This window comes from Rhodanobacter thiooxydans (assembly GCF_030291135.1).
GTDB lineage: Bacteria > Pseudomonadota > Gammaproteobacteria > Xanthomonadales > Rhodanobacteraceae > Rhodanobacter > Rhodanobacter thiooxydans_A.
Genome location: NZ_CP127409.1, coordinates 2,097,586 through 2,109,576 on the forward strand (window position 1 = coordinate 2,097,586; position 11,991 = coordinate 2,109,576).

12 protein-coding genes are annotated in these 11,991 nt (G+C 68.6%); all 12 read left to right on the forward strand.

The window, feature by feature from the left end; all coding sequences use genetic code 11:
- The first annotated feature begins 3 nt into the window (after nt 1-3).
- The 12 genes from QQA13_RS09580 to ccmD all read left to right on the forward strand — a co-directional run bounded on the left by QQA13_RS09580 (nt 4) and on the right by ccmD (nt 11,967).
- Complete coding sequence (locus tag QQA13_RS09580) at nt 4-1,485, forward strand: efflux transporter outer membrane subunit (protein WP_108473100.1); 1,482 nt, start codon at nt 4-6, stop codon at nt 1,483-1,485.
- Nucleotides 1,472-2,680 (forward strand): HlyD family efflux transporter periplasmic adaptor subunit, encoded by a 1,209-nt coding sequence (locus QQA13_RS09585; RefSeq protein WP_108473085.1) that lies wholly within the window; start codon nt 1,472-1,474, stop codon nt 2,678-2,680. Before QQA13_RS09580 ends, QQA13_RS09585 begins: the two co-directional genes overlap by 14 nt.
- 8 nt (nt 2,681-2,688) lie before the next feature.
- Nucleotides 2,689-4,254, forward strand: a complete 1,566-nt coding sequence (locus QQA13_RS09590; protein ID WP_108473086.1) for a DHA2 family efflux MFS transporter permease subunit — start codon at nt 2,689-2,691, stop codon at nt 4,252-4,254.
- 95 nt (nt 4,255-4,349) lie between these two features.
- Complete coding sequence (gene phaR / locus QQA13_RS09595) at nt 4,350-4,847, forward strand: polyhydroxyalkanoate synthesis repressor PhaR (protein ID WP_108473087.1); 498 nt, start codon at nt 4,350-4,352, stop codon at nt 4,845-4,847.
- A gap of 117 nt (nt 4,848-4,964) precedes the next feature.
- Nucleotides 4,965-5,726, forward strand: a complete 762-nt coding sequence (phbB, locus tag QQA13_RS09600) for an acetoacetyl-CoA reductase (protein ID WP_108473088.1) — start codon at nt 4,965-4,967, stop codon at nt 5,724-5,726.
- A gap of 210 nt (nt 5,727-5,936) precedes the next feature.
- The gene (locus QQA13_RS09605; protein WP_108473089.1) at nt 5,937-7,487 is read left to right on the forward strand and encodes a M4 family metallopeptidase; all 1,551 of its coding nucleotides are present in this window, start codon (nt 5,937-5,939) and stop codon (nt 7,485-7,487) included.
- Nucleotides 7,488-7,655: 168 nt separating this feature from the next.
- Nucleotides 7,656-9,059 carry an FAD-dependent oxidoreductase gene (locus QQA13_RS09610; protein ID WP_108473090.1) on the forward strand — a complete coding sequence of 468 codons (1,404 nt, stop codon included), beginning with the start codon at nt 7,656-7,658 and terminating at the stop codon, nt 9,057-9,059.
- Nucleotides 9,052-9,459 carry a DUF3293 domain-containing protein gene (locus QQA13_RS09615; protein WP_108473101.1) on the forward strand — a complete coding sequence of 136 codons (408 nt, stop codon included), beginning with the start codon at nt 9,052-9,054 and terminating at the stop codon, nt 9,457-9,459. The genes QQA13_RS09610 and QQA13_RS09615 overlap by 8 nt, the downstream gene beginning before the upstream one ends.
- A gap of 61 nt (nt 9,460-9,520) precedes the next feature.
- Nucleotides 9,521-10,156 (forward strand): cytochrome c biogenesis heme-transporting ATPase CcmA, encoded by a 636-nt coding sequence (gene ccmA / locus QQA13_RS09620; protein ID WP_108473091.1) that lies wholly within the window; start codon nt 9,521-9,523, stop codon nt 10,154-10,156.
- A gap of 156 nt (nt 10,157-10,312) precedes the next feature.
- The gene (gene ccmB, locus QQA13_RS09625) at nt 10,313-10,999 is read left to right on the forward strand and encodes a heme exporter protein CcmB (protein WP_108472628.1); all 687 of its coding nucleotides are present in this window, start codon (nt 10,313-10,315) and stop codon (nt 10,997-10,999) included.
- A gap of 6 nt (nt 11,000-11,005) precedes the next feature.
- Complete coding sequence (locus QQA13_RS09630; RefSeq protein ID WP_108472627.1) at nt 11,006-11,764, forward strand: heme ABC transporter permease; 759 nt, start codon at nt 11,006-11,008, stop codon at nt 11,762-11,764.
- Complete coding sequence (gene ccmD, locus QQA13_RS09635; protein WP_108472626.1) at nt 11,761-11,967, forward strand: heme exporter protein CcmD; 207 nt, start codon at nt 11,761-11,763, stop codon at nt 11,965-11,967. The genes QQA13_RS09630 and ccmD overlap by 4 nt, the downstream gene beginning before the upstream one ends.
- Nucleotides 11,968-11,991: the final 24 nt, after the last annotated feature.

Here is an 11,991-nt window from a genome sequence, read left to right on the forward strand (position 1 = left end):
CTGATGAAACATGCCCCGCTCCGCGGTCGCACGGTGCTGGTCGCCGCAATGGTGCTGGCGCTGGCCGGCTGCGCCGCCGTGCCGGCCAGGCTCGGCGCGCCGGCGCTGCGCGACGATGTGCCGCTGGCCGGCCTGCAGGCTCCCGTTCGCGCCGGCTGGCCAAGCACCCAATGGTGGCGCCAGTACGGCGACCCGCAACTGGACGACCTGATGGATCGCGCCATGCGGCAGTCGCCGGACCTGGCGCTGGCGCAGAGCCACGTGCAGAACGCCGAGCAGTCGGCGAAGCTCGCCGCGGCGCAGCTCGGGCTGTCGGTCAACGGCAGCGCGCAGGTGTCGCGCCAGCGGCTGAGCGACCACGGCCTGATCCCCAGCCAGTTCCTCGGTTTCAGCTGGTACAACCAGGCCGACCTCGGCGTGCAGTTGCAGTACGACTTCGACTGGTGGGGCAAGCAGCGCGCGACGATGGAAGCTGCGCTGGACCAGGCGCACGCCGCGGAGGCGCAGCGCAGCGCCGCCGCGCTGGCGATCCAGTACGCCGTCGCCGACACCTACTTCGGCTGGCAGGCCGACCAGGCGCGGTTGCAGCTGGCCGACCGCTTGCTGGCCACGCAACAGCAGTTCGCCGATATCGCCGAGCTGCGCGTGCGCCAGGGCGTGGACCTGCCCGATGAAGCACAGAAGGCCCGCGGCCAGCTGGCCGCGGTGCGCGAGATGCGCGTGGCGCTCGATGGCTCGGCGCAGATCCGCCGTGCCGCGCTGGCCTCGCTGCTCGGCGTGGCGCCGGCCGACCTGGCCGGTCTGCAGCCGCGGCCGCTGCCGACGATCGAACGTGGCGTCCCGGCGAACGGCGGGCTGGACCTGATCGCGCGCCGCCCCGACATCGCCGCCAGCCGCTGGCAGGTCGAAGCCGCGCTGAAGCAGACCGACGCCGCGCGCGCCGAGTTCTTCCCCGACATCAGCCTCACCGCCCTGGCCGGCCTGTCCAGCATCGACATGGGCAAGCTGCTCACCGCCGGCAGCCGGACCTTCGCGCTGACCCCGGCGCTGCACCTGCCGATCTTCAACGGCGGCGCGCTCGAGGCGAACTACGGCGTCAGCAAGGCCCGGCTCGATGCGGCCGTGGCGCAGTACGACGGCACCGTGCTGGCCGCCGCGCGCGAAGTGGCGACGCAAGCCTTGAGCGCCGAGCAGGTCGCCGCCCGCCAGCGCGAGCAGCAGGCCCAGCTCGACGCCGACCAGCGCCTGCTGGCGAATGCGCAGGCGCGGGCTCGCCAGGGCGTGCGCGACCTGCGCGAAAGCCTGGGCGCGCAAGCTGCGCTGCTGCAGCAACGCGACGCCGCCGCCCAGTTGCAGGCACAGGCGGTGAGCACCGACCTGGCCCTGATCAAGGCACTCGGCGGCGGCTACCGCGCCACCGCCGACGCCGCCACCTCCCCTTCCTCTTCTGTTACCGCCGGAGCCGCCCAGCATGAGCGCCACTGAATCCGCCAAGTCCTCCGTCGACGCCAGCGACAGCGGCATGGCCGCGAAGAACCCGGCCAAGCGCCGCCGCGCACTGCTGATCGTGTCCGGTATCTTCATCCTGGCCGGACTGCTGTGGTTCCTGCTGTGGTTCTTCGTGCTGTCGACCCGGGTGAAGACCGACAACGCCTATGTCGGCGGCAACCAGGTGGCGATCTCGGCCCAGGTGCCGGGCACGGTGGTGGCGATCCTCGCCGACGACACGCAGCACGTCGAGGCCGGCCAGGTACTGGTGAAGCTGGACAGCACCGACGCCGACACCCGCCTGGCACAGGCGCGCAGCGCGCTGGCGCAGGCCGTGCGCGGCGTGCGCCAGCAGACCAGCTCGGCCACCGGCGCCGATGCCCAGGTGGTCGCCGCGAAGCTCGACCTGAAGAAGGCCGAAGCGGACCTGCAGCGCCGCCTGCCGCTGATCGCCGCGCAGGCCGAATCGCCGGAGATCGTGCAGCACCTGCGCGACGGCGTGGAGCAGGCGCGCGCCGCGGTGAACGCCGCCGAGGCGCAGGCCGCTGCCGCGCACGCAGCGATCGAAGGCACCGACGTGGCGCAGAACCCGGTGGTGCTGCAGGCCCGCGCGAACTTCCGCGCCGCCTGGGTCGCCGCGCAGCGCAACGCGATCTACGCGCCGGTGTCCGGCTACGTGGCCGAGCGCAGCGTGCAGCTGGGCAACAGCGTGCAACCAGGCCAGCAGCTGATGACCGTGGTGCCGCTGCACGACCTGTGGATCGATGCGAACTTCAAGGAAGGCCAGCTGCGCCACATCCGCATCGGCCAGCCGGCGAAGATCGTCTCCGACCTGTATGGCAGCGACGCCGAGTACCACGGCAAGGTGGTCGGCCTGGGTGCCGGCACCGGCAGCGTGTTCTCGCTGCTGCCGGCGCAGAACGCCACCGGCAACTGGATCAAGGTGGTGCAGCGCGTGCCGGTGCGCATCGCGCTGGACAACCAGGAACTGGACAAGCACCCGCTGCGCATCGGCCTGTCCACCGACGTCACCGTCGACATCAGCCATGACCAGGGCAGCGTGCTGGCCAACACGCCGACGCAGCAGCCGGTGGCGCAGACCGACGTCTACGAACAGATGGCCAGCAAGGCCGACGCGGAAGCGGAGCGGATCATCCGCGCCAACCTGCCCCACGCCACCGCCGCGAACTGAACCACACCATGGCCGCCACGCCGAACGACGCCACCTCCGACGCCGCCCCGCTGAAGCCGCTGCATGGCGGCCCGCTGGCGCTGCTCACCATCGCCGTCGCGTTCAGCACCTTCATGGAGGTGCTGGACATGACGATCGTCAACGTCGCGGTGCCGCACATCGCCGGCAGCCTCGGCGTGAGCCCCAGCGAAGGCACCTGGACGATCAGCTCCTACGCGCTGGCCAGCGCGATCATGCAGCCGCTCACCGGCTGGCTGGCGCGCCGTTTCGGCGAGGTGAAGACCTTCGTCGGCTCGGTGCTGCTGTTCGTGGTGTTCTCGATGCTGTGCGGCCTGGCCACCAGCATGCCGATGCTGGTGATCGGCCGCCTGCTGCAGGGCGCCGGTTCCGGCCCGATGGTGGCGCTGTCGCTGACCCTGCTGCTGTCGAATTATCCAAAGGAAAAACAGGGCATCGCGCTGGCGCTGTGGGCGATGACCGTGGTGGTGGCGCCGATCTTCGGACCGATCCTGGGCGGCTGGCTGACCGACAACTTCTCGTGGCCGTGGATCTTCTTCATCAACCTGCCGGTCGGGCTGGCGGCAGCGGTGATCACCTGGGGTTTGCTGCGCAAGCGCGAGACGAAGACCTACAAGGCGCCGATCGACATGATCGGCCTGCTGTTGCTGGTGGTCGGCGTGGGCGCGCTGCAATTCATGCTGGACAACGGCAACGACCACGACTGGTTCGCCTCGCCGATGATCCTGGTGCTGGGCCTCACCGCGCTGGTCTGCATCACCTTCCTGATCGTGTGGGAGCTGCATGCGAAACATCCGGTGGTGGATCTGTCGCTGTTCAGGCAACGCAACTTCACCGTCGGCGTGGTCAGCCTGTCGCTGGGCATGTTCGCGTTCTTCGGCATCAACGTGGTGTTCCCGCTGTGGCTGCAGATCACCCTGGGCTACACCGCCACCTGGGCCGGCCTGGCCACCGCGCCGGTCGGCGTGCTGGCGTTCCTGATCGCGCCGGTGCTGGGCAAGAACATGCACCGGCTGGACCTGCGTGCGGTGGTGACGTTCGCCTTCCTGGTGTTCGCCGGCACCGCGTACTGGTTCTCCACCTTCGACAGCTCCGCCTCGTTCTCTGCCCTGGTGGTGCCACGCTTCGTGATGGGCCTGGCGATCCCCTGCTTCTTCATCCCGCTGAACCAGGTCTACCTGTCCGGCCTGCCGGTGGACCAGATCGCCAGCGCCTCGGGGCTGTCCAATTTCTGCCGCACGATCGGCTCCAGCGTATCCACCGCAATCATGGTGACCTTGTGGCAGCACCGCGGCGAGTCGCACCACGCGACGCTGACCGAGTACGTCAGCCCCGGCCACCCGGCTGCCACCGGGTTCGTCGGGCAGCTGACGCATGGCGGGCTGTCGCACACACAGAGCCTGGGCCTGATCGACCAATTGCTGACCCGCGAGGCGCTGACGCTGGCGGTGAACGACGTGTTCTGGGCCTGCGCGATCCTGTTCGTGCTGCTGATTCCGGTGCTGTGGTTCGCCAAACCGCCGTTTGGCAGCGCCGGCGGCGCGGCCGGCCATTGAAGCGTCTGCCCCTGGAAATGCTGCGGCCACCGGCCGCAGCATGAAAACCGGCCACCGGCTGGTGCGGCGCAATATCTTCTGCTAGCGTTCGCCGCATGGCACAAACAAAACGCACCATCAAGAAGTATCCGAACCGGCGTCTCTACGACACGGAAATCTCCAGCTACATCACGCTGGAGGAGGTCCGCCAGCTGGTGCTGGACAACGAGGACTTCGAGGTACGCGACGCCAAGAGCGGCGAGGACCTGACCCGTTCGGTCCTGCTGCAGATCATCTCCGAGCACGAGGACAAGGGGCAGCCGATGCTGTCGCCGCAACTGCTCAGCCAGATCATCCGCTTCTATGGCGATTCGCTGCAGGGCTTCATGGGTCCTTACCTGGAGCGCAGCCTGCAGGTCTTCCTCGACCAGCAGACGCAGTTCCGCAGCCAGCTCAACAGCCTGATGGGGCAGACCCCCTGGAACACGCTGAACGACCTGACCGAACGCAACCTGGCCGCGTTCCAGGCCATGCAGCGCGGGCTGATGGATACTGCCGCCCAGGTGATCCCGACCCCGGGCACCGGCACTCGCGGCGGCAAGAAATCCGGCTGATTCCAGCCCGGTCGACGGCGCGCATCGACGCGCCGTCCGTTGGTTTCCCCTGACACCGATCGCTGCAGCACAGCACGTGCTGTCCTGCGGCATGATCCCGCCGATGGATGCACTGGCATGAGCCAAACCGACCCTCGTTCGCGCGTCGCCCTGGTTACTGGCGGCATCGGTGGCCTTGGCACGGAAATCTGCCGCCAGCTGGCCCGGGCCGGCTGCCGGGTGATCGCGCTTGACCTTGCTTCGCGCGAAGATCGCGTGGCGGCTTTCCATGACGAGGTCGCCGACTGCAACGGTGCCATCACGTTCGAACCGGCTGACGTCAGCGATTTCGACAGTTGCCAGGAACTGGTCGCCCGCCTTGAACAGCAGCACGGCAGCGTCGACATCCTGGTCAACGCCGCCGGTATCACCCGCGACGCCAGCCTGCGCAAGATGACGCCGCAGCAATGGCACGAGCTGATGCGGGTGAACCTCGATGGCGTATTCAACATGTGCCGCCACGTGGTCGAAGGCATGACCGCGCGCGGCTTCGGCCGCATCGTCAATATCAGCTCGGTGAACGGCCAGACCGGCCAGTTCGGGCAGACCAACTACTCCGCGGCCAAGGCCGGCGTGCACGGCTTCAGCATGGCTCTGGCGCGCGAGACCGCGCGCAAGGGCGTCACCGTCAACACCGTCTCGCCCGGCTACTGCGACACCCCGATGGTCGCCGCCGTACCGGCCGATATCCGCGCGCAGATCATCGCCGACATCCCGGTCGGCCGGCTCGGCCTGCCGTCCGACATCGCCCGCGCCGTCGCCTTCCTCGCCGCCGACGACGCCAGCTACATCACCGGCGCCAACCTGCCGGTGAACGGTGGCTATTTCATGAGCTTCTGAGTCGGCCTAGCCGAAGATTCCTGCGTCGTGGCGTGACCCAGTCGCCGGAAATATCAGCCGCGGAACCTGCCGGGCGTTGACCTAGGCTGGCAAGAGGTCGTAATTTCCTGCGATCCGGTTGCCCATCTGTCCTGGGGGGGACATCGCGCACACCGGACTGCAAGACGCCCTGCCGGGGCGTCTTTCCAATCATGAGGAGGGGAACCACAGATGATGCATAAACCACTTGCCGCGGCGCTGTTGGGCGCCATCGGCCTGGCCGCCATGTCCGATGCCGGCGCTGCCACCCACGCACGCGTCCAGGCCCAATCCCTGGGCCAGATCGCGCCGGCCGCCCTGGCCAATCGCATCGGCCTGGAAGCCGACGCCGCGCTGTCACCACGCTTGCAGATGCGTACTGCCCAGGGGACCCTGAAGACCCGCGAACAACAGACCTTCCGCGGCGTGCCCGTGTACGGCCGCAGCGTCGTGGTGGAACATGACGGCAGCGGCAACGTGCTCGGCGTCAGCGGCGAAATTTCCCGCGGTATCGGCCACGACATCGCCTCGGTCGCTCCCGCCATCAGCGGCGCCCGTGCCGCCGCCCTGTTGCGCACGCATGCCGGCCTGCTGCCGCTCGGCATCGGCGTCAACGGCATCCAGGACGGCGACATCCAGAACGCGAAGAGCGACCTGTACGTCTACGCCGAAGGCAACCGCGCCCGCCTCGCCTACCTCACTTCGTTCTTCGTCGACCGCAGTGGCAGCCCGACGCGCCCGATGGCGATCATCGACGCCAACACCGGGGAAGTGATCCAGTTCTGGGAAGGCCTCACCACCAAGGGCAAGCCGGGCGGCGGTGGTGGCAGCACCGGCACGCCGGCCCTCGCCACCGGCGCCGGCGGCAACCTGAAGACCGGCCAGTATCTCTACGGCACCGACTATGCCTCGCTCGCGGTCACCCAGTCCGGCTCCACCTGCTACATGCAGAACCCGGACGTGAAGACCAACAACATGGCCGGCAGCACGCGCACAGGTACGCTGTGGAGCTTCATCTGCCCGAACAGCAGCGGCGACGCCGCGAACGGCGCCTATTCGCCGATCAACGACGCGCACCACTTCGGCAGCGTCGTGCATGACATGTACAACACCTGGCTCGGCGCGCCGCCGCTGAGCTTCTCGCTGGTGATGAACGTGCACTACGGCCGCAACTACGAGAACGCGTTCTGGAACGGCACGTCGATGAACTTCGGCGACGGCGCCAGCTACTTCTACCCGCTGACCTCGCTGGACGTGACCAGCCACGAAATCAGCCACGGCTTCACCGAGCAGCACTCCAACCTGCAGTACTCCGGCCAGTCCGGCGGCATGAACGAGGCGTTCTCGGACATGGCCGGCGAAGCGGCCGAGTACTTCGACCGCGGCGGCAACGACTGGCTGGTCGGCGCCGACATCATCAAGAACGGCACCGCGCTGCGCTGGATGTGCACGCCGACCCAGGACGGCCGCTCGATCGACAACGCCGCCAACTTCACCAGCTCGATGGACGTGCACTATTCCAGCGGCGTCTACAACAAGGCGTTCTGCATGCTGGCGAAGACGGCCAACTGGAACACGAAGAAGGCCTTCGAGGTATTCGCACGCGCCAATGCGATGTACTGGACGGCCACTTCCACGTTCAACTCCGGCGCCTGCGGCGTGCAAACCGCTGCAGTCGACTACGGCTACACCCGTAGCGACGTGGCGGCGGCGTTCAACGCCGTCGGCGTGACCTGCCAGTAAGCAACCGGCAAGTAAGACCAGGAAGGGCCGGCCCGCCAGGGCCGGCCCTTCTCGTTGCCGGGCGCGTTGCCCCGGCTGCGCTCCTTCGGCACAACCTGTGGTTTACCCGGGATTGCAGTCCTGCGGCGCTTGCGGAACAGTGTGCGGACTCCTTCCACGGATCGCAGCATGGCGCAGCAACCCATCACCCTCATCGGCGGCGGCCTGGTCGGCGCCTTGCTGGCGCAGCAGCTGGCCCAGCGCGGTTTCGCCGTCGAGGTGTTCGAGAAGCGTGCGGACCCGCGGCATGCTGGCTTCGCCGGCGGTCGCTCGATCAACCTGGCGCTGGCCGAGCGCGGCCTGCAGGCGTTGCGCAGCGCCGGCCTGGCCGACGACGTGCTGCAGCGCGCAGTGATGATGCGCGGGCGCATGGTGCACGACCGCGACGGCAACAGCGGCCTGCAGCGCTACGGCGTGGACGACAGCGAGGTGATCTGGTCGGTCTCGCGCGGTGCGCTGAACATGCTGCTGCTGGATGCCGCCGAGGCGGTTGGCGTGCGCTTCCACTTCGGCCAGTCGCTGGTCGGCGCCGACTTCCGGCGGCAGCGCATCCGGCTCGCCGACGAGGCCGGCGTGGAACGCGAACGGGATATCGGCATGCTGCTCGGCGCGGACGGCGCCGGCTCCGCGGTACGCGCGGCCATGAACGCGCATGCGCCGCTGGGCGAGCGGATCGAGTCGCTCGGCCACGGCTACAAGGAATTGGAGATCCCGCCAGCCGGCGAGCTGCCGGCCGCGGTGCTGCAGCTCGGCGGCGGCCGCGACCAGTTCGCGCTGGAGCCGCACGCGCTGCACATCTGGCCGCGCGGCGGCTACATGTGCATCGCACTGCCGAACACCGAAGGCAGTTTCACGGTGACCCTGTTCCTGCCGGCACAAGGCGCCGCGCCAAGCTTCGCCAGCCTGCCCGACGCGACGGCCGCGGCCGCGTTCTTCCGCGAACAGTTCCCCGGCCTGCTGCCGCTGATCCCGCGCTTCGCCGCGGATTTCGACAGCCATCCGGTCGGCACGCTGTCCACGCTGTACCTGGAGCGTTGGCACCTGGAAGGCAGCGCGCTGCTGATCGGCGACGCCGCCCACGCGATCGTGCCGTTCCACGGCCAGGGCATGAACTGCGGCTTCGAGGACACCGTGGTGCTGGCAAACCTGCTGGCCGAGGCGCCGGACGACAGCGCCGAGGTGTTCGCCGAATTCCAGCGCGTGCGCCAGCCGAACGCCGACGCGATCGCCGCGATGGCGCTGGAAAACTACGTCGAGATGCGCGACTCGGTGGCCGATCCGCATTACCTGGCCAAACGCGAACTGGGCGCGTCGCTGGCCACACGCATTCCCACCCATTACATGGCGCGCTATCGCATGGTCACCTTCACCCATCTTCCCTACGCCTACGCGCTGGAACGCGGCCGGGCGCAGGATCAGCTGCTGGAGCAACTGTTGCGCGAAAACCCGAACGTGGCCGCCATCGACATCGATGCTGCCGCGCGGCTGTTCGTCGCCACGCTGGCCCCGCTACCGGCGCTGCGTCATGGATGAGGCCCTGCTCGAAGCGTTTCGCGCCACGGCCTACCACGTCTGTCTGGACACCGTGACCTGGGCGACGATCCGCGTGGACCTGCCCCTGCCGGCCCAGCTCGCCGAAGCGGTCGGTTCGCGCCCGTGGGCTTTCATCACGGCGTGGAATCCGCAGGCGCGACGACGCCCGCCGGCACAGAACCTGGCCGCACAACGCGAACTGCTGGCCGCCTTGCAGGACCAGCCCGGCGTCGCCGTGCATCCGGCCCTCGGCGTGGGAACTTCCGGCTGGAGCGAGCCCAGCCTGTTCGTCGTCGGCGCGAGCGCCCATGCGCTGGACAAGCTGGCCAGGACCCACGGACAACTGGCCTACGTGCACGGCGAAGCCGGCAGCGCCGCCCTCTTGCGGACCCTGGATTGACCGGTTCAGCGGCAGCGCGCCGCATGGACAAGCGCCATCGGCATTGCGGACAATCACGGGGATGACTGCCGCCAGCACCGCTGCGCCCCTGCTCGAAGCGCGGGCCCTGAGTTTCCATCGCCAGGACGAACCGGTGTTCGCGCCGCTGGATTTCCAGCTGCGTGCGGGCGAACTGGCCCTGGTCGAGGGCGACAACGGCAGCGGCAAGACCACCTTGCTGCGTATGCTGGCCGGACTGCTGCACATCGGCGCCGGCGAACTGCACTGGCGCGGCGAACCACTGCAGCGCGACCACTGCGCCGGCGAGATCCTGTTCCTGGGCCACCAGCTCGGCCTCAAGGCCGATCTCAGCCCACGCGAGAACCTGCACATCGCCGCCGGTCTGCACGGCGCGCGCGATGGTGCCAGCGTGGCCTCGGTGCTGGCCCGGATCGGCCTGCGCGGCTACGAGGACGAGCCGGTGCGCCGGCTGTCCGCCGGCCAGAAAAAGCGCGCCGCGCTGGCCCGGCTGCTGTTGCTGCCGGCGACCTTGTGGCTGCTCGACGAGCCGTACGCGAACCTTGACCGCATCGGCATCGCGCTGGTGAACGACTTGCTGGAAAACCACACCGACGCCGGTGGCGCGGCGATGGTCACCAGCCACGGCACGGTGAGTTTCCATGGCGGCGAGCCGCGACGGATCCGCATGCATGATTAACGTCGGGCATTCCATGCGTGGACTCCCTCCCCTGCTTGCAGGGGAGGGTTGGGGAGGGGTAACGCTCTTGCCCTTGTGCAAGAGCGAACCCCCTCCCAGCCTCCCCCTGCGACCGAAGGAAGTCCCTTTGGGACAAGCAGGGGAAGGAGCACAGCGATGAACCGCCCTGGCCTCGCCCCCGCCTGCGCCGCCATGCTTCGGCGCGATCTCACCCTCGCCTGGCGCCGGCGCGGAGACATCGCGATGCCGGTGCTGTATGCACTGATCGTGACCATGCTGTTCCCGTTCGCGCTGGGACCTGAGGACACTCTGCTGCAACGGATCGCCGGCGGCGTGGTGCTGGTCACCGTACTGCTGGCGATGCTGCTGGCGCTGGACGCGATGTTCGCCAGTGACATCGAGGACGGTTCGCTGGAACAACTGGTGCTGGCGCCGCAGCCGCTGGCGCTGATGCTGGGCATGAAAATTCTTGCGCACTGGATCACCACCGCGCTGCCGCTGATCGTGATCGCACCGCTGATGGCCGCGATGCTGCACCTGCCCGGCGCGGTAATCCCGGTGCTGCTGCTGGCGCTGCTGCTGGCCACACCACTGCTCAGCCTGCTCGGCGCTGTGCTGGTCGCGCTGACGGCCGGCACCCGGCGCTCTGGTATGCTGCTCGCCTTGATGTTGCTGCCGCTTTGCGTGCCAGCCGTGATCTTCGCCGCCGGCGCCGTGGCGGCTGCCCAGCAGGGTTTGCCATGGTTCGCGCCGGTCGCCTGGCTCGCGGCCGCGCTGGTGCTGGCCGTGGTGCTGGCGCCACTGGCCTGCGCGGCGGCCCTTCGTATTGCCCTGGACGCTTGATCGGTTATGGCTAGCTGGATTCCGCTCTGGTTGCACAAGCTCGGCTCGCCGCCGACGTTCTACCGCTTCGCCGGCGCGCTGCAGCCGTGGGCGATGGCGCTGGCGCTTCTGCTCGGCGCGGTCGCGCTGTACGGCGGGCTGGTGCTGGCGCCGGCCGACTACCAGCAGGGCGACGCTTACCGGATCATCTTCATCCACGTGCCCAGCGCGTGGATGAGCATGTTCATCTATGCAGTGATGGGCGTGGCCTCGTTCATCGCGCTGGTGTGGCGGATCAAGCTGGCCGAGGTGGTGGCGATGGAGTCGGCGCCGATCGGCGCGGCGTTCACCTTCATCACCCTGGTCACCGGCTCGCTGTGGGGCAAGCCGATGTGGGGCACCTGGTGGACCTGGGATGCGCGGCTCACCTCCGAGCTGGTGCTGCTGTTCCTGTTCCTGGGCGTGATCGGCCTGTACCACGCGTTCGAGGATCGCCGCCAGGGCGCGCGCGCCGCGGCGTTCCTCGCCATCATCGGCATCATCAACGTGCCGATCGTGCATTTCTCGGTGAACTGGTGGAACACCCTGCACCAGGGCAGCACAGTCAACGTGTTCGGCCAGTCGAAGATTTCCGCGGACATGTTATGGCCGCTGCTGACGATGACCCTGGCGACCAAGTTCTACTACCTCGCCAGCCTGTTCCGTCGCGCACGCACCGACCTGCTGGCGCTGGAAGGCGGCAAGGACTGGGTGCGCAAGATCGCCGAAGACGAGGCTGGCCGATGAGCGCCCTGCAGCACTTCCTGGCGATGGGCGGCTACGCGGCCTATGTATGGCCGGCCTACGCGCTGTTCTTCATCGTGCTGATCGCCGATACCCTCGCGCCGCGCCTGCGCCGCCGCCGCGTGCTGGCGGAACTTCGTGCCCGCCTGGCGCGTCAGAGCGCGCGACAGGAACGCAAACCCCTTTCCACGCCAGCATCCCCCTGACCGGGGCGGTCGACCACCATGCCC